Here is an 18,291-nt window from a genome sequence, read left to right as displayed (position 1 = left end):
GACCGGCGACGGGCCCCTTGCCGTCCGACGAGAATGGGCGGGTGGCGGAGACGATGCGGGCGGTCGTGTACGACGAGGTGGGCGGAAGACCGGGCATCCGCGAGGTCGCTGTTCCAGAGTGTCCGCCCGACGGCGCGCTCGTGCGCGTCGAGGCGACGGGCGTCTGCCGCTCCGACTGGCACGCGTGGCGCGGGCACGATCCGGTGCCGCTGCCCATGATCCCGGGCCACGAGTTCGCCGGGGTCGTGGCCGAGGTCGGTCCGGAGGTGGTGGGATTCGCTCGTGGCGACCGTGTCACCGCACCCTTCGTCAACGGCTGTGGCCGCTGCGAGTGGTGCCGGCGCGGCGACGCGCAGGTCTGCCCCCACCAGACGCAGCCCGGATTCACCCGCGCCGGATCGTTCGCCGAGTACGTCGTCGTCACCGCCGCGGACACCAACCTGGTCGCCTTGCCGGATGCCGTGAGCATGGATGCCGCTGCCTCCCTCGGTTGCCGCTTCGCGACCGCCTTCCGCGCGCTGACGGTCGGCTCCCGCGTGCGTCCCGGCGACGAGGTGGCCGTCTTCGGCTGCGGAGGCGTCGGGCTCTCCGTCGTCATGATCGCGGCCGCCTTCGGTGCAACCCTGACGGCGATCGACGTGTCGGATGCCGCGCTCGACCGGGCGCGCGAGCTCGGCGCTGCCCGCGGCATCCGTGCCGAGAGCAATGACTCGCACGTCACCGACTCTGGTTCAGCGGGAACCGCTGCGCGCGGCGGCGCTCTCGAGCAGGTCGTCGTCGAGGCGACGAGCGGAGGAGCCCATGTGACCGTCGACGCTCTCGGATCCGCCGGCACCGCGGCATCCGCCGTGCGAAGCCTGCGTCGCCGCGGCACGCACGTGCAGATCGGCCTGATGCTCGGCGACAATGCCGCAGCCCCTCTTCCGTGGGAGCGAGTCATCGCCTGGGAACTCACGGTCGTCGGGTCGCACGGCATGGGTGCGCGCGACTATCCGGAGATGCTGCGGATGATCGCCGACGGGCGCCTCGATCCGGCCCGCCTCATCGGGTCGGTCACCGACCTCAGCGGTGCCATCGACGCGCTCGTCGCAATGGATGGCCCGCAGCCAGCGAACGCGGGAATCACCATCGCGCGACCATAGCGGTTCGTCGACCTTTCAAGGGGCGCGTCGTCGCGCGAGCTCCGGTGCGCCCCGATCGGGTGTAGACAGCCAGGTTCACGCGAGCGTAGACTCCCGACTGTTTTCACGGCAGGGGGCTTGGTGAAGATGGACGGCGTCGGGGGCCGCTTCTCCTCGGCACTCAAGATCGCTCTCGGAGCGTTGGGTGTCACGGGGGGCTTGCTGCTGCTCGCGCTCGTTTTCGGAGCTCACTCGGCATCGGCCGAGACGCCGACCACCTCGTCACCGTCGGCCTCGCAGCCGGTCGCGTCGCAGCCGTCGGGCACGACTCCCGCAACGGGACTGCTCAGCACGGTCGGTTTCACACTCAATGCCGTAACCGCGCCTGTGACGAGCACGGTCGGATCCATTCCGGCATCGACTTCCAGGATCGTCGCCCCCACGGTCGAGACCGTCATCCACGCTGCACCGACCTCCGTGCAGCAGCTCGTTCAGCCGGTCGCGCAGACCATGGATGCGACCACCGGGACGATCTCCGCCTCCGGAACCCTCGAGCCGGTCGCGAACGCGGTGGACGGCATCGTGTCTTCCGTTCCGGTCGTCGGCGGGACACTGCACGCGACCCTCGGGACGCTTTCGAGCGTCACGACTCCCCTCGCGGGCACGGTCGATGGCGTGCTGTCCTCCGTCGATGCGACGACCGCATCCGTGACGGAGGCCGCGATGCCTGCGAGCACCTCAGCGTCGTCCCCGATCGAGTTCATGTCGACCGGAGCGGCCGACGTTTCCCGGAGCGCTGACGCTGCTGCGGCGATCGGATCGCTCGCTTCTTCGCCCCTCGTCGACCGCACACTGGAATCCGCCGGCAACTTCGGCCTGACGTCCACGTCCAACGCACCTGAGCCGTCGACGCCGGTTCCCTCGACGCCGACGTCTCCTCCGGGAGCCACCGGCCAGCCCACCACTCTGCGTAGCGGCGGCGGTTCGGCCGGCACCGCACTCGCGGGCGTGCTCGGCCTGAGCGGTCCCGCCCCGCTGACTTCGCACTCCACCGCGAGTGCCAGTGACGACGACCTCCCGTCGATGCCGACGTACGACACGGACTGCTCCCCCGACTGATCCCCGTCGCGCCGTCCTGCCTTGACGGTCGTCGACTGCGCTGAGGCGCGCTCGACAGGGACGACGGATGCTCGGGCATCCGCTCTCCGGGACCCTCGCGGCGGCGCATCCACCTTCCCGCTTCGGGTGCGGGCGCGGATGCGGACGACGGCACATCGCGCTCGTGCGCGGCTTCGGCTGCGGCGCGGGCGAATCGATCGGTCGTTCATTCAGATCTAGGGGAATGTCATGAAGAAATGTGTGTCGAGAGGGCTGATGTTTGCAGCCGTGCTCGGCGGAATCTCATTGGCGGGGGTGGGCGCGGCGAATGCCGCCGAACCCTCGGCGGGCGGCACGGACGGAACAGGTTCCGGCGGTGTGCCCGACACGTTCAGCGGGCCGTCATCGCTCGTCGGCAACCTGCTCGGCGGCGTCGACCATGCGCTGAGTGGAGTAATCAACTCGGTCGCACCCGTGGTCATCTCGCCCACGAGCTCGCCGGCGGCTCCGGCACCCGCCACGCTGCCCGCACCGACGGTTCCGGCCCCGGCACCGTCCGCTGCGACCAGCGGAGGCGCTCAGACGGCTCCGTCGGCATCGTCGGCCGGCCAGCAGTCGGATGCCTCGACATCCGGTGCAGTCGCCGTCACGACGAACGACGCGCCGGAGCCGGCTGCGACAACGACATCGGGCACAGGAACGGCGACGGTCGGTGTGACACCGTGGGCGGGTTCGGTGATCTCGGGCACGGTCGGCGGCGCACTCGGAACGCCGAACGGCGGAACGATCGGAGAGGCGATCGAGGCGATCGGTGCAACGAGTCGCCGCATCACCGGGTCGAACAGTGCGATCAGCAACCCGGTGGGCGTCGTTCCCAACGTGGGCGGATCCCTCGGCGGCGTGACGAACTCGCTGCCCTACCTCGAGAACACCACCGACACGCTGGGCAGTCGTCTCACGGATGTCACCGCGGGCATTCCCGGCGCGGCGGATCCGGAGGGCGGCATCCCGGATGTCGGTGCCACGGTGAGCGGCCTGCTCGGCGACGTCACCGACGTGCTTTCGGGTGCAACCGACTCGAGTTCGGAGGTCACTCCGGGAGGCAACAACTCCGGAGTGGTTCCCGGCGGACTGAACGGGACGCCATCCGGAGTCGAGCTTCCCATCCCGGGAATCGGCAGCGTTCGGGCGGGCACCACACCGAACGGCGGGGTCTCGATCGGGAAGAACCTCGACGCCGCAGGGGTGAAGGATGTCTGGGATCTTTCCGCAGGACCGGCAGGTGTCTCGACGGCGGACCGCATCGGAACGGACAAGCTGAACGTCTATGTGAAGGGTGCCGTCCCGACCGATGGAACGAGCCCGTCGGCGCAGGTCACGCTTCCCGCGCTGGGCGGCCTGGCCGGCGGCGGAACGCTCCCGGGCGGTCCGCTGCCGGGTTCCGGATCGACCCCGGGCAGCGGTGATTCCGGTGTGGTGCCTGGTGGTCTGAACGGCACACCCTCCGGTGTGACTCTCCCGATCCCGGGCGTGGGCACCGTTCGCGCCGGCACGACACCGAACGGTGGCGTCTCGGTCGGGAAGAACCTCGACATCGCGGGAGTGAAGGACCTGTGGGACCTCTCCGCAGGACCCGCCGGTGTCTCCACCGCGGACCGCATCGGAACAGATGACACCAACGTCTACGTCAACGGTGCCGTCCCGACCGACGGGACCAGCCCCTCCGCGGAGGTCACCCTCCCCGGACTGGGCAACCTCGGCGGAACGATCCCCGGTACCGGGTCGAACCCCGGAGGCTCCAACCCGGGCGGATCGGATCCGCTCGGATCACTTCCGGTCGTGGGCTCGATCTGGGATTCACTGACGGGCGGCCTTCCGACTGGCAGCGCTCCGGGCACCGGGTCGAACCCGGGCGGATCCAGCCCGCTTGGCTCGATCCCTGTGGTCGGCCCGATCCTGGACGGACTCACCGGTTCCCTTCCAGGCGGCACCGGCTTGGGGTCAGCCCCCGGCGGCGGTGATTCCGGTGTGGTGCCTGGTGGTCTGAACGGCACACCCTCCGGTGTGACGTTCCCGATCCCGGGAGTGGGCACGGTTCGCGCTGGCACGACACCAAACGGTGGCGTCTCCGTGGGGAAGAACCTCGACGTGGCCGGGGTGAAGGACCTCTGGGATCTCTCTGCAGGACCCGCCGGTGTCTCCACCGCGGACCGCATCGGAACAGACGGCACCAACGTCTACGTGAACGGTGCCATCCCGACCGACGGGACCAGCCCTTCCGCGGAGGTCACCCTCCCCGGACTCGGCAACCTCGGCGGAACCGTCCCCGGCACCGGGTCCAACCCCGGCGGAACGGTCCCGCTCGGGTCGATCCCCGTCGTCGGACCCGTCCTCGACAGACTGACCGGATCGCTACCCGGGGTAACCCTTCCGGGATCCAGTTCCAGTCCTGGCGGATCCAACCCCGGCGGAACGGGCGTCCTCGGTTCTATTCCCGTGGTCGGACCCGTCCTGAGCGGTCTCGCCGCGTCGCTTCCCGGTTCCGGAACTGCTCCGGGCAGCGGTGACTCGGGTGTGGTGCCTGGTGGTTTGAACGGCACACCATCGGGTGTGACGCTCCCGATCCCGGGCGTGGGCAGCGTTCGCGCCAGCACGACACCGAATGGCGGCGTCTCGGTCGGGAAGAACCTCGACATCGCGGGAGTGAAGGACCTGTGGGATCTCTCCGCAGGACCGGCAGGTGTCTCCACCGCGGACCGCATCGGAACAGACGGCACCAACGTCTACGTCAACGGTGCCATCCCGACCGACGGGACCAACCCCTCCGCGGAGATCACCCTCCCCGGACTGGGCAACCTCAGCGGCTCGCTGCCCGGCGGAACCCTCCCCGGCGGAACGAACCCCGGCGGATCGGACATCCTCGGTTCAATCCCGGTGGTCGGCCCAATCCTGGACGGACTCACGGGCTCACTCCCCGGTGGGACGACTCCGGGTGGCGGCTCCAACCCGGGATCCGGGTCCAACCCTGGAGAGTCGGACCTGCTCGGATCGATCCCCGTCGTGGGACCCGTCCTGCATGAACTGACCGGCTCGCTACCCGGTGGTTCGCTGCCTGGCTCGGGATCGACTCCGGGCAGCGGTGATTCCGGTGTGGTGCCTGGTGGTCTGAACGGCACACCCTCCGGTGTGACGCTCCCGATCCCGGGCGTCGGCACGGTTCGCGCCGGCACGACACCGAATGGTGGCGTCTCGGTCGGGAAGAACCTCGACATCGCGGGAGTGAAGGACCTGTGGGATCTCTCCGCAGGACCCGCGGGGGTCTCCACCGCGGACCGCATCGGAACAGACGGCACCAACGTCTACGTGAACGGTGCCATCCCGACCGACGGGACCAGCCCCTCCGCGGAGGTCACCCTCCCCGGGCTGGGTAACCTCAGCGGAGCCATCCCCGGCACCGGGTCCAACCCCGGAGGCACGAACCCTGGGGGCTCCGACCTCCTCGGTTCAATCCCTGTCGTCGGCCCAATCCTGGACGGGCTCACCGGATCGCTCCCCGGCGGGACGATTCCGGGCGGGGGCTCCAACCCTGGCGGATCGAACCTGCTCGGATCGATCCCGGTAGTCGGACCCGTCCTGGACGGACTGACCGGATCGCTTCCCGGGGCAACCCTTCCGGGATCCGGGTCCAACCCCGGGTCAGGGTCGAACCCCGGCGGAACGAACCCCACCGGTTCGGACCTCCTCGGATCGATCCCGGTAGTCGGACCCGTCCTGGATGGCCTCACGGGATCGCTCCCCGGCGGGACGACTCCGGGCGGCTCCAACCCCGGCGGAACCAACCCCACCGGATCGAACCTGCTCGGATCGATCCCCGTCGTCGGGCCAGTCCTCGACGGACTGACCGGATCGCTCCCTGGCGGGACGACTCCCGGCGGTTCCAACCCCGGTTCGGGCTCGAACCCCGGCGGAATGGACCTGCTCGGATCGATCCCGGTCGTGGGCTCGATTTGGGACTCGCTGACGGGTCGGCTTCCGAATGGTGGCAACCCCGGCAGTGGATCGAACCCTGGAGGCACAAGTCCGCTGGGCGCAATCCCCGTCGTCGGCCCGATCCTGGATGAGCTCACCGGTACCGTCCCCGGCAGCGGGACGAACCCGGGAACCGGATCCAACCCCGGCGGAACGGACCCGCTCGGATCGCTTCCGGTGGTCGGCCCAATCCTGGACGGACTGACCGGATCGCTTCCTAGCAGCACGGTTCCCGGATCCGGATCCAACCCCGGTTCCGGGAGCAATCCTGGCGGAACGACCCCCGGAGGCACCGACCTGCCCGGGTCGATCCCGGTGGTCGGCCCTATCCTGGACGCACTCACCGGGTCCCTGCCCGGCGGCAGCATCCCCGGTTCCGGATCCAACCCCGGATCCGGGTCGAACCCTGGAGGCTCAAACCTCCTCAGTTCGGTCCCTGTCGTCGGACCGCTTCTCGATTCCGTTGCGGGCAACCTGCCCGCCGGCGGCACGTCCGGCAGCGGATCGCGCTCGGCGGGTTCCGGAGCCTTGGGTTCACTTCCCGTGGTGAGAACCATCGTGCACAGCCTGACGGGCAGCCTGCCCTCGGGCTCCACGGGAACGGGAGGCAACCAGGGAAGCGGCTCCAGCACGCCGGGTTCGGGCACGGCCGGTTCGAGTTCCGGTCAGGCCGGCTCGATCCCGCTGGTCGGCAGCCTTCCGGTTGTCGGGCCGATCCTGGATGCCGCGGCAGGTGCCCTCGCCGGGGCATCCGCTCCGGTAACAGGCACTGGCACCACGGGCGGCACAACCGGCACCGGCACCACTTCGGGAACCGGCACGGGCGGCACCTCCGGTGACAGCACCGGAATCGCCGCCCTGCCGATCGTCGGGAGCACTTTCGCATCCGTCGTCGACCCCGTGGCCCACGCCGCGGATGACGCGAGCGGCATGGTGCTCGGTGCGAACGGCGCCGATCCTGTTTCGGGTGTGGTCGGAAGCGTGGTCAGCGTTCCGGTCGCAATGGCCGACGCGCTGCTCGGCTCCGTGACCGGTAGCTCGTCGTCCGCCGGAAACGGCGGCACGACGGGTGGCACGACCGGCACCACGGGAAGCACCGGCGGCACCGCAACCACAGCCGTGGCCGCCTCGGCGGGCTCCGCAGCACCGGCATCCGCGCTCTCGGCGGGTTCGAGGGTCGGAGCCGACGCCAGCGGTTCGGGCGTCGGGCCGTCCGTGAACACCGGCGGTGAACCGGTGGAGAACGGCAACTGGGGTGCTGTGGGCATGGCGGCGCTCGCCCTGCTGGCGGCCCTGGGTGCCGCATTCGGCCTGCGTCGCAAGCCGCGTGTCGAAGGGTCAGAGACGCGTTGATCCGTTCACGAAGGATGATGGTGGCCGTGGCGCTGGTCGCGGCCGCCATCATCCTCGTCGCCGGGGCGGTCGGAGTCGTCGCGACTCGGGCCGTCCCCGCGAGCGGGCCCGTCGACCTCAAGGGGAACGTCGTGCAGCTGGATCCGGGCGACACACCAGCACCTCAAGTCCTGCAACGGATGCACGCCGTCACCAACACGGGATCGCGTTTCGTCGTCCCCTCCGTCGGCCTCGATGTCCCACTCGGCTCCCTCGACGTCGTCGACGGCGAGATCACGCCACCCGGCTTCACCTCCGCGTACCGCGTCGACAACCTCGGCGTGCCGCTCTCCCGCCCCGGCACGGGATCCGTCTTCGTCGTCATGCACTCGCTCCGCAACGGGGGCGTCGGCCCGGGCAACTACCTGATCGACGTGGATGCCGGAACATCGCGGGTGCGTCCGGGCGCGGTCATCCGCGTGGGAGGTCTCACCTACACCGTCACCGGATCGAAAGCGCTCAAAAAGAGCACAGTGCCGGCCGACTCATCACTCTGGGCAAACACTCCCCGACGCCTCGTCGTGTTCACCTGTCTGCAGGTGCCGGCGCAGACCGAGTCAGTCGACAACCTGGTCGTGTTCGCGAAGCTGGACGCCCATGCGAAGAGGTAGGTCGGAGAAGGAGCGCGGACGAAGCAGGTACACGAGCAATAAGGCGAACCGGAATCACTACGGAAACGAAGCGTTGCTTCGTTTCCGGCGAGGGGGGAGTTGTCCCTATCGCCCCTCCACACGCCGCTTCGCGGCGCGCGGAGCCTCCGGCGATGGGGGCCCACCCCCAAGTGCGGCTTCGCGTCCTCCCCTCACGTGCAAATTGAGAGAGACCCCGGTTTCCCGGGGTCTCTCTCAATTTGTGCGCGAGGGGGGAGTTGAACCCCCACGCCCTCACGGGCACACGGACCTGAACCGTGCGCGTCTGCCTATTCCGCCACTCGCGCTGATCCGTCGACACTTGCGTGCCAACCCAGCGAGATTAGCATGCACCGTCGACCGATGCCATTTGACCGCTCGAGCCCAGCACTCGAGAATCCGGGCCGAGATTGTCGTGATGGCTCGATCAAAAGGCATCCCGGGACGGGCATTTCCCATCCGACGCGAAATCGGGGACGCGAGGTGCCGCTTTGAGCAGAAATAGCGACAACGAGGGTCCACTATTTCCCGTTACCGCCACCACACCGCTCCCACTGCCAGCGCCGAACCCCTCCACACGCCGCGCGCCCCAGCCCCGGCCCACACGCGGCCATGCCCGGGGCCCTTCACACGGTCTGCGGCTAACATGCACATAGTCGTCGGGCAGATCGGGAGACCTGTGGGCATTCTGGACAGTTTCGAGAAGGGCCTCGAACGCGCCGTCAATGGTGCGTTCGCGAAGACCTTCCGGTCCGGCGTGCAGCCTGTCGAGCTCACCAGCGCTCTTCGTCGTGAGCTCGATACGAAGGCGGCCGTGGTCACGCGTGACCGCATCCTCGCCCCTAACGACTTCACACTGAGCCTCGCCCCCGGCGATTACAAGCGCATGAGGGCCATGGGTCCCGCGCTCACCGACGAGCTCACCGACTTCGTGCAGCAGCACGCCCGCAAGCAGCACTATCAGTTCGCCGGCGGCATCTCGATCACGATGCAGCCCGACGAGTCGCTCTCCACGGGCATCCTGCACGTCGAGTCGCAGAACGTGAAGGGCGACGTCGCCTGGGTGCCGGTGCTCGACATCGCCGGCAAGCGCTACCCGCTCACGAAGGGCCGCACCGTGGTGGGACGGGGTCGTGAGGCCGACATCACGGTGGATGACAGCGGCACTTCCCGCAAGCACATCGAAATCGCCTGGGACGGCTCGCACGCGCAGGTGCGCGACCTGGGATCCACGAACGGATCCCAGTTGAACGGCCAGCCGGTCAAGAAGGCCGTTCTCGAGCCCGACTCGGTCATCACCATCGGACGCACCCGCATCGTGTTCCGCGTGCTGCCGCAGGCATCCGCCCGCCGCCCCTCCGCTCCCGAACCAGACGACATCACCCGCCGGCACGACATCGACGGGTTCTGGCAGCGATGACCGTCAGCACGCTCACGCTGCTGGTGCTGCGCATCGGATTCCTCCTGCTGCTGTGGCTCTTCGTGTTCGCCATCGTCTACGCCCTCCGCAGCGACCTCTTCGGGCAACGGGTGCGCAAACTGCAGACGGATGCTCAGCCCACCCCGTTCGCGAACGTCGCCTCCGCGCCCCCCGCCGCGGCATCCGCCCCGACGCCTGCATCAGGCATGGCCGCAGGCTCGATCGCCACTCCCGATCATCCGCTCGCCGGCCTCGCCCGCCCAACGACCGGGCCGGTCGAGCAGCAGAGCCCGACCGGGCGTGGCTTCCGCGACGAACCGACCGGGGCCTTCACGGGTCGCACCAGCTTTCCGAACCGTCCCATGGCCACCGTGCTCACCGCCAACAAGCTCGTCATCACGTCCGGTCCACGCCGCGGCACTGAGGTGCCGCTCGGCAACGAGCCGATCACCATCGGCCGCTCCGGCGAGTCGGGGCTGGTCATCCGCGACGACTACACGTCCACCCATCACGCCCGGCTGATGCTGTGGAACAACGAGTGGATGATCCAAGACCTCGACTCCACCAATGGCACGTTCCTCGACGGTCAGCGAGTGACCGTTCCCACGCAGGTTCCCCTCGACGCTCCCATCAAGATCGGCACGACCACGTTCGAGCTGCGGCGGTAGCGGGTGGTGACCTCGATCAGGGCCGCTGCGGCGTCGCATGTGGGCAAGGTGCGCTCGAACAACCAGGACTCCGGCTATGCCGGAGCCTCGCTTTTCCTGGTGGCGGATGGCATGGGCGGTCACGCGGGCGGCGATGTGGCATCGGCGATCGCGACCAACCGCATCAAGGAGATCGACCACGACTACCCCACCGCCGAGGATGCCCAGGTGGCGCTGCAGTCCGCGCTGCTGGCGGCGAACGGGCTGCTCGCCGAGACGGTGTTCGAGCATCCGGAGCTCACCGGGATGGGCACGACCGTCAGCGCGCTCATCCGCGTGGACGGCAAGGTCGCCCTCGCCCACATCGGCGACTCCCGCATCTACCTCTTGCGCGACGGCGAGCTGAAGCAGGTCACCACCGACCACACATTCGTGCAGAGACTCGTCGACACGGGCCGCATCACCGAGGAGGAGGCGCTCACACACCCCCGCCGGTCCGTGCTGATGCGTGTGCTCGGCGACGTCGATTCCTCTCCCGAGATCGACACCTGGGCGCTCGACACCATGCCAGGCGACCGCTGGCTGATCTGCTCCGACGGCCTGAGCGGAGTGGTCAAGCAGGAGGCCATCCAGAGCGTGCTCGCGCACGTCGACTCCCCGAAGGCGGCCGCCGATCGCTTGGTACGGGCGAGCCTGGATGCCGGTGCTCCCGACAACGTCACCGTCGTCGTCATCGACATCGACCGCGCGATCGACGGCGTGCGCGAACCGGTCACGGTGGGATCGGCATCCGCCCCCGTGCAGTTCGAGCATGAGGCGACGACGCACACGCGTGCGCTGCGCCTTCCCGCGCTACGCCTGCATCCGGCCCGGCCCGCCACCGGTCCGACGCACTTCGAACCGCAGACCGACGATTACCTCGACGAGCTCATCGAAGAGGATCAGCGCAGGGTGCGCCGCCGCCGGCTCACCTGGCTGCTCAGCGCGATACTGCTCGTCGTCGCCATCGTGCTCGCCGGCATCCTCGGCTACGAGTGGACGCAGTCCCGCTACTTCGTGGGCGAGTCGCAGGGCAAGGTCGCCATCTTCCAGGGCGTGCAGCAGAACCTCGGGCCGATCGCGCTCTCGCACGTGCACACCAAGACCGACATCCTGGTCGGCAGCCTGAGCGCCTACGAGAAGCAGCAGGTCGAGGACACCATCAACGCGTCGTCGCTGCACGACGCCGAACGCATTGTGAGACAGCTTTCCGATGACAGCTCCGGCTAGCGCGACGGCCTCGACCGCACGCTCCGGTGCCACGACCGCACCGGTGCGGCGCATCCGCCTGCCCAAGAAGCTGCGCAACGTCGAGCTCGCCCTTCTGATCTTCGCGTGCGCGATCAACGCGGTCGCGATCGCGCTCGTCGAGCTCGGCGCGCTAGGGCACCTCGACTTCACGCTTCTCTACCTCGGCGCAGGGCTGTCGGCGCTCGTGGTGGCGATGCACGTGGTCATGCGCTACCTGGCACAGGATGCCGACCCCTTCCTCCTTCCTATCTCCACCCTTCTCAACGGGGTCGGGATCGCCGAGATCTACCGCATCGACATCGCCAGGGGCGACTCCGGCTGGGAGTCGGCAGCCGTGCGTCAGATCGTGTGGACCGCGATCGCCGTGATCTGCGCCATCGGCGTCGTGATGCTCATCCGCAACCACCGGGTGCTGCAGCGCTACACCTATGTGTTCGGGTTCGGGGCGCTGGTGCTGCTCATTCTGCCGATGCTGCCGCTGATCGGACGCCAGGTGAACGGCGCCCGGGTGTGGATCGGCATCGGGCCGTTCAGCTTCCAGCCGGGCGAGATAGCGAAGATCGCGCTGGCGATCTTCTTCGCCGGATATCTCGTCCAAGCGCGCGACTCCCTGTCGATGGTCGGCAAGAAGGTGCTCGGGGTGCGGTTCCCGCGGCTGCGCGACCTCGGCCCCATCCTCGTGCTCTGGGCCGTGTCGATGGCCGTGATCGTCTTTCAGCACGACCTCGGCACGGGCCTGCTCTATTTCGGCCTCTTCCTCGTGATGATCTACGTCGCCACGGCGAGGGTGGGCTGGGTCGTCATCGGCCTCGTGCTTTTCGTAGGCGGCGCGTTCATCGCCAGTCGCATCCTCGACTACGTGCAGGGTCGGTTCCAGAACTGGCTCGAGCCGTTCAACGACCACGTCTACAACGCCACCGGCGGCAGCTACCAGTTGGTGCAGGGCATCTTCGGCCTCGCGCACGGCGGCCTGCTGGGTACGGGACTCGGGCAGGGACGACCCAACATCACCCCGCTCGCCGAGAGCGACTACATCATCGCGAGCCTGGGCGAAGAACTCGGCCTCATCGGCATCTTCGCCATCCTCTGCCTCTACCTGCTCTTCGTGTCCCGCGGCTTCCGCGTAGGCTTCGCCAGTCAGGACGACTTCGGCAAGCTCCTCGCCGTCGGCCTCGCCTTCACCATGGCGCTGCAGGTGTTCATCGTGATCGGCGGCATCACCCGGGTCATCCCGCTCACCGGTCTCACCACGCCGTTCCTCGCCGCGGGCGGATCGTCCCTGGTCGCCAACTGGATCATCGTCGCCCTCCTGCTACGCCTCTCCGACACCGTCCGCAACCAACCAAGGCTGGTGGTGTAACCGGTGAACAAGGAGATCAAGCGCGTCAGCATCGTGGTGCTGTGCATGTTCCTGGCGTTGTTCGTGTCGACATCCGTCATCCAGGTCGGCGTGGCCGACAGCCTCAACGCGGATGCCCGCAACACCCGAACCCTCGACGACAGTTACAACGTACAGCGTGGCTCGATCCTCGTGAACGGCCAGCCGGTGGCGCAATCGGTGCCGAGCAACGATTCCTACAACTACCAGCGCCAGTACCCGCAGGGACCGCTGTATTCCTCGGTCACCGGATTCTTCCCGATCAGCGGCGCGCCGACCGGCGTCGAGGGCGCGATGAACAGCGAGCTGAGCGGGACGTCGAACGACGCCTTCTTCGACCAGCTGCAGAACCTGGTGACGGGCAAGCATCCGCAGGGCAACTCCGTGGAGCTCACGATCGACCCGGTCGCGCAGAAGGCCGCCTACGACGCCCTCGGCTCGCAACAGGGCGCGGTCGTGCTGCTGCAGCCGAAGACCGGGCGCATCCTCGCCATGGTCTCCAAGCCCGACTTCGACCCGAACACGCTTGCGGTGCACAACGTCAAGCAGGTGGATGCCCTGTACCAGCAGCTCCTCGACGCCCCCGGCGAGCCGTTGATCAACAAGTCGATCAACGAGCTGAACCCCCCGGGGTCGACGTTCAAACCGGTCGTGCTGTCGGCCGCGCTGGAGAGCGGCGACTACACGCTCGACTCACAGATGCCCAACCTGTCGAGTCTCACGTTGCCGGGCACGAACACGAAGATCTACAACGACACGTTCAGCACGTGCGGCCCCGGCGACACGGTCTCGCTCGAGACCGCGCTCATCCTCTCCTGCAACATCCCCTATGCGGAGCTGGCGATGAAGCTGGGATCGGATGCCATCAAGGCGCAGGCCGAGAAGTACGGCTTCAATCAGAGCTTCATGGTGCCCATGCGCACCTCGGCCAGCGAGTACCCCGGCTACGGCAGCCTGGCCGACACCGCGATGAGCGGATTCGGGCAGAAGGACGATAAGGCGACGGCGCTGCAGATGGCGATGAATACGGCCGCGATCTCCACCGGCGGCGTGGTGATGAAGCCCAGCCTCATCGAGTCGGTTCTGACCCCCGACCTACAGGCCCGGGAGTCGTTCAAGCCGACTCAGTTCGGCCGGGCGACGAGCAAGAACACGGCCGACGCCATCGCCCAGACCATGGTCAAGGACGTCTCAGAGGGCGTCGCGAGCAATGCAAGAATAGACGGGGTCAAGGTCGGCGGTAAGACCGGTACCGCACAGAACGGCTCTAAAGACCCTTACACCCTGTGGTTCACCGGGTTTGCGCCGGCGAACGATCCTCAGTTCGCGGTGGCGGTCGTGGTCGACAATGGTGGCGGACTAGGTCAGAGCGGTGACGGAAATTCCGTCGCCGCTCCGATCGCGAAGAAGGTACTTGAGGCGGTGCTTGGCAAATGAGACCCACGGCAGGGCTCACGTTCGGCGGACGATACGAACTCCAGTCGCGGATCGCAGTCGGCGGCATGGGCGAGGTCTGGCAGGCCACCGACCTCGTCATCGGCCGTCAGGTCGCCATCAAGATCCTCAAGGATGAGTACCTCGGCGATCCGACCTTCCTCGAGCGCTTCCGCTCTGAGGCAAGGCACGCGGCACTCGTCAACCACGAAGGCATCGCCAACGTCTTCGACTACGGCGAGGAAGACGGCAGCGCCTACCTCGTGATGGAACTCGTGCCGGGCGAGGCGCTGTCGAGCATCCTGGAGCGCGAGCACACGCTCTCCACCGACAAGGTGCTCGACATCGTGGCGCAGACGGCCGCGGCGCTGCACGCCGCACACGCGGCCGGCCTGGTGCACCGCGACATCAAGCCGGGCAACCTTCTCATCACGCCGGATGGCCGGGTCAAGATCACCGACTTCGGCATCGCCCGCATCGCCGACCAGGTTCCGCTCACCGCGACCGGCCAGGTGATGGGCACGGTGCAGTACCTGTCGCCGGAGCAGGCATCCGGGCATCCCGCGTCGCCGACCACCGACATCTACTCGCTCGGCATCGTCGCCTACGAGTGCCTGGCCGGCCGCCGCCCGTTCACGGGCGAGTCGCAGGTGGCGATCGCGATGGCGCAGATCAACGAGCAGCCCCCGCCGCTGCCTGTCACGGTCAGCGAGCCGGTGCGCAACCTGGTCTACGCGTGCATCGCGAAGAACCCGGCCGAGCGGCCCTCGTCGGCGGCCCACCTCGCGCGCGCGGCGACCGCACTGCGCCGCGGCGACATCCAGGCGGCCGCGGCAGCCGTGCCGGCCGTGCTCGGCGACGAGACCGACACGACGCGGTTCAACACGCTTCTCCTCCCTGGCGGCGCTGCTGCCGCCGCGGCTGGCGACACGCAGGCGACGACATTGCTCTCGGCAACCGAGACCGCCGAGGAACCCGCGGAGACCAAGAAGAAGCGCAGCCCGTGGACCTGGCCGCTGATCGCGCTCATCGCGCTACTGGCGATCATCCTGATCGCGACCCTCATCGCGCTGCTCACCCAGAACCACGGCAACCCGGCTCCGTCGACATCGCCCCCGGCGTCCACCCCGTCCGTAGTGCACACAACACCCAAGACGACGCCGACGAAGGCGCAAGCGACGACCGGCACCATCAACCGAGGCGACTACCTGGGTAAGACGTACGATCAGGCCGTGGCAGCGTTGAACGCAGCCGGCTTCCAGAAAATCACGCGGAACGTGGGGACCGCCGCTCCGTCCGCTGACAAAGTGAACACGGTTTACGACATCAATCCCACCGGAACCGTACCGTTCTCCAGCACGATCACTCTCACCATCTACGACAATGTCACGCCGCCTTCCGCTCCCACCGACACGGTCACGCTTGTCGGCGGGAAAGCCACCGTCGGTCAGCCTGCAACGTTCAACTTCGGCTCAGCGCAGTGCCCGGCGGGACAGAGCCTCACCGGACGCCAGCTCTACGTCGACGGCGCCGGGGTCGGACCGACCACGAGCAGCCAGCAGCAGTACACGTTCGGCGACACGAAGCCGCACAACGTCACCTACACGATCTTCTGCGGGCAGTCGGTCGAGTCGGCCCAGTCGCCGCCCCTGCAGGTCACCGCATCCAGCGGCAGCACGCCGACTCCGTAGAGGTCTGGGCGTTCACCCACCGCTCGACGCGGTGTACCGAACACTCAACTTGGCCCCGTTACACTGTTCGCAGTGTTGCCTGACGTCGAATCCACCGCCACGGACGAACCCCGCATGATCGCGGGGCGATACCGTGTGGGCGAGCTCATCGGGCGCGGCGGCATGGCCGACGTGCACAAGGGTGTCGACATCCGTTTGGGGCGAACGGTAGCGGTCAAGTTGCTGAAGCCCTCACTGGCGACCGACCCTGCTTTCCGCACCCGTTTCCGGCAGGAGGCGCAGGCTGCGGCGCGCATGGCGCACCCCACGATCGTCCGCGTGTTCGACGCGGGCGAAGAGACTGTGCGCGACGCCATGGGCAACGAGGTGCAGGCCCCCTTCATCGTGATGGAGTACGTGGACGGCGTGCTGCTGCGCGACATCCTGCGCAACGGCCCGCTCGACCCGGCGGAGGCGGCGCGGATCGCATCCGGGCTCCTGACCGCGCTCGAGTACTCGCACCGCGCGGGCGTCGTGCACCGCGATATCAAGCCCGGCAACATCATGGTCACCCGCGCCGGCCAGGTGAAGGTGATGGACTTCGGCATCGCCAGGGCCATCAGCGACTCGTCGGCCACGGTCGCTCAGACCACCGCCATCCTCGGCACAGCCAGCTACTTCTCGCCCGAGCAGGCGAAGGGCGAGACAGTGGACGCCCGCACCGACCTGTATTCCACGGGCGTCGTGCTCTTCGAGATGCTCGCCGGCCGCCCGCCGTTCCGCGGCGATACCGCCGTGGCGGTCGCGTACCAGCACGTGAGCGAGCAGCCGGTCAAGCCGAGCAGCATCAACCCCAAGGTCTCGCCCGCCTACGACATGGTCGTCATGCGTGCGCTGGCGAAAGACCGCTTCCAGCGCTACCAGAGCGCTGCCGAGTTCCGCGACGATCTCGAGCTCGCGGCATCCGGCAAGGTACCGGTGCACAAGAAGCGCGGCGACGCCTTCGACGCCGCGCTCTTCGGCGAATCGGTGACGAGTCCCACCCCGACCGAGGCGGCGCTGCGCCAGCTCGCCGACGACGACCAGGTGGTGCGCACGCAGAACCGGCCGCCCGTGCTGTGGATCTGGGCCGGCGTGCTCAGCGTCGCGGTCATCATCGCCGCGCTGCTGCTGTGGGTCTTCAACCAGACGCCCACTCAGCACCTCGCCGACAACGCCGCGAAGGTTCCCCTCGTGGCCGGCATGACGGTCAAAGACGCGACGGATGCCCTCCACAAGGTAAAACTCGACCCCACCTTCACCGACGAGTCGAGTACATCGGTACCGAAGGGCAAGGTCATCGGCACCAACCCCGGTTCCGGCGTCATCGCCAGCAAGGGCGACAGCGTGACGGTCTACGTCTCCAGTGGAGCAAAGCCGGTGCAGGTGCCGACGGATGTCGCAGGCAAGTCGATCTCTGACGCCCAGAAGGAGCTCCAAGACCTCGGCTTCAAGACGGGCCAGATCACTCAGCAAGACTCTGCCACTGTGGCGGCCAACGTGGTCATCAGCACGGATCCGGCGGTCGGTTCCACCGCTCACGAGGGCGACACGATCAACTTCGTCGTCTCGAACGGGCAGGTCAACCTTCCCGACCTCACGGGAAAGAGCGTTCAGCAGGCAACGGCCATTCTGCAGGATCCCAGCCTCGGACTGGTCCCCGACGCCGAGGCCGATCCTTCGTGCAAGACGCAGACCGGCGCTCCCGTGAACCATCAGGACCAGGCCCCCGGCCCGGTACCCCAGGGCTCGACGATCAAGTTCACTTACTGCACTGGGTAGCTTTGCGCGCCTGCGGCGCGCCGCAGTCGGCGGGCCGTGTGGTTGCGTGCGGCGGCGGCGGGGAGCCGCCGCCTCGCAGAGCGTCTTACGTCGGCCGCTTGGTCGCCTTGTCCCAATCGCGTTGTGTCGGACAAGATCGGGCTGCATGGCGGGCGCGCCTCAGAGAAGCAGCGCCCGCGAGACTAGGTGCACGCGATGAGGCCAGGTGCATGGGCACCGGTCGCGGCGCATGCACCTAGTAGCTCGTCGCATCTAAACGCATGGGTATAGGTGGCGGAGTTTCACGCGGGCGTCGGCTGTTGTGAACTGCCAGTCGACTTGCCGCTGGTTTTCGTTGGTGGCGTGTTGCCAGGCGGCGAGCT

Annotated in this window: 11 protein-coding genes and 1 tRNA gene; 11 read left to right on the top strand and 1 reads right to left on the bottom strand. The window is 68.1% G+C overall.

Going from position 1 to position 18,291, the window contains the following annotated elements:
• The first annotated feature begins 53 nt into the window (after positions 1-53).
• The 4 genes from ACYVII_RS11810 (at position 54) to ACYVII_RS11795 (ending at position 8,251) form a co-directional block, all read left to right on the top strand.
• Positions 54-1,142, top strand: coding sequence for a zinc-dependent alcohol dehydrogenase family protein (locus ACYVII_RS11810; protein WP_460535433.1), 1,089 nt, complete (start codon positions 54-56; stop codon positions 1,140-1,142).
• A gap of 120 nt (positions 1,143-1,262) precedes the next feature.
• A complete protein-coding gene (locus ACYVII_RS11805) occupies positions 1,263-2,240 on the top strand; it encodes a hypothetical protein (RefSeq protein WP_460535199.1) in 978 nt (325 codons plus the stop codon).
• 255 nt (positions 2,241-2,495) lie between these two features.
• Positions 2,496-7,601: a beta strand repeat-containing protein gene (locus ACYVII_RS11800; protein ID WP_460535197.1), complete on the top strand. Its 5,106-nt coding sequence runs from the start codon at positions 2,496-2,498 to the stop codon at positions 7,599-7,601.
• A 20-nt stretch (positions 7,602-7,621) separates the two neighbouring features.
• The gene (locus ACYVII_RS11795; RefSeq protein WP_460535194.1) at positions 7,622-8,251 is read left to right on the top strand and encodes a class F sortase; all 630 of its coding nucleotides are present in this window, start codon (positions 7,622-7,624) and stop codon (positions 8,249-8,251) included.
• 242 nt (positions 8,252-8,493) lie between these two features.
• On the opposite strand, the gene ACYVII_RS11790 is transcribed toward ACYVII_RS11795, so the two are convergent.
• Positions 8,494-8,577, bottom strand: a tRNA-Leu gene (locus ACYVII_RS11790).
• A 371-nt stretch (positions 8,578-8,948) separates the two neighbouring features.
• Here ACYVII_RS11790 and ACYVII_RS11785 point away from each other — a divergent pair.
• The 7 genes from ACYVII_RS11785 (at position 8,949) to pknB (ending at position 17,929) form a co-directional block, all read left to right on the top strand.
• Positions 8,949-9,689, top strand: a complete 741-nt coding sequence (locus tag ACYVII_RS11785; protein ID WP_460535192.1) for an FhaA domain-containing protein — start codon at positions 8,949-8,951, stop codon at positions 9,687-9,689.
• Positions 9,686-10,357 carry an FHA domain-containing protein gene (locus ACYVII_RS11780; RefSeq protein ID WP_460535190.1) on the top strand — a complete coding sequence of 224 codons (672 nt, stop codon included), beginning with the start codon at positions 9,686-9,688 and terminating at the stop codon, positions 10,355-10,357. Before ACYVII_RS11785 ends, ACYVII_RS11780 begins: the two co-directional genes overlap by 4 nt.
• Positions 10,358-10,360: 3 nt before the next feature.
• On the top strand, positions 10,361-11,605 hold the full coding sequence (locus tag ACYVII_RS11775) for a PP2C family protein-serine/threonine phosphatase (protein WP_460535187.1): 1,245 nt from the start codon (positions 10,361-10,363) through the stop codon (positions 11,603-11,605).
• The gene (locus ACYVII_RS11770) at positions 11,589-12,986 is read left to right on the top strand and encodes an FtsW/RodA/SpoVE family cell cycle protein (protein ID WP_460535184.1); all 1,398 of its coding nucleotides are present in this window, start codon (positions 11,589-11,591) and stop codon (positions 12,984-12,986) included. Before ACYVII_RS11775 ends, ACYVII_RS11770 begins: the two co-directional genes overlap by 17 nt.
• Before the next feature lie 3 nt (positions 12,987-12,989).
• The gene (locus ACYVII_RS11765; RefSeq protein WP_460535182.1) at positions 12,990-14,441 is read left to right on the top strand and encodes a peptidoglycan D,D-transpeptidase FtsI family protein; all 1,452 of its coding nucleotides are present in this window, start codon (positions 12,990-12,992) and stop codon (positions 14,439-14,441) included.
• On the top strand, positions 14,438-16,129 hold the full coding sequence (locus tag ACYVII_RS11760; protein ID WP_460535179.1) for a serine/threonine-protein kinase: 1,692 nt from the start codon (positions 14,438-14,440) through the stop codon (positions 16,127-16,129). The genes ACYVII_RS11765 and ACYVII_RS11760 overlap by 4 nt, the downstream gene beginning before the upstream one ends.
• 75 nt (positions 16,130-16,204) lie before the next feature.
• Entirely contained in the window at positions 16,205-17,929 is a 1,725-nt protein-coding gene (gene pknB, locus ACYVII_RS11755) for a Stk1 family PASTA domain-containing Ser/Thr kinase (RefSeq protein ID WP_460535178.1), read from the top strand.
• The last annotated feature ends 362 nt before the right edge of the window (positions 17,930-18,291 follow it).

Source organism: Humibacter ginsengiterrae (genome assembly GCF_054780115.1).
This window is presented reverse-complemented; position numbering and strand designations above follow the sequence as displayed.

Excerpts from the sequence above, each read along its gene's own strand:
- ACYVII_RS11810 (WP_460535433.1), top strand. The coding sequence starts at position 54 with ATGCGGGCGGTCGTGTACGACGAGGTGGGCGGAAGACCGGGCATCCGC.
- ACYVII_RS11800 (WP_460535197.1), top strand. The coding sequence starts at position 2,496 with ATGTTTGCAGCCGTGCTCGGCGGAATCTCATTGGCGGGGGTGGGCGCG.
- ACYVII_RS11780 (WP_460535190.1), top strand. The coding sequence starts at position 9,686 with ATGACCGTCAGCACGCTCACGCTGCTGGTGCTGCGCATCGGATTCCTC.
- ACYVII_RS11770 (WP_460535184.1), top strand. The coding sequence starts at position 11,589 with ATGACAGCTCCGGCTAGCGCGACGGCCTCGACCGCACGCTCCGGTGCC.
- ACYVII_RS11760 (WP_460535179.1), top strand. The coding sequence starts at position 14,438 with ATGAGACCCACGGCAGGGCTCACGTTCGGCGGACGATACGAACTCCAG.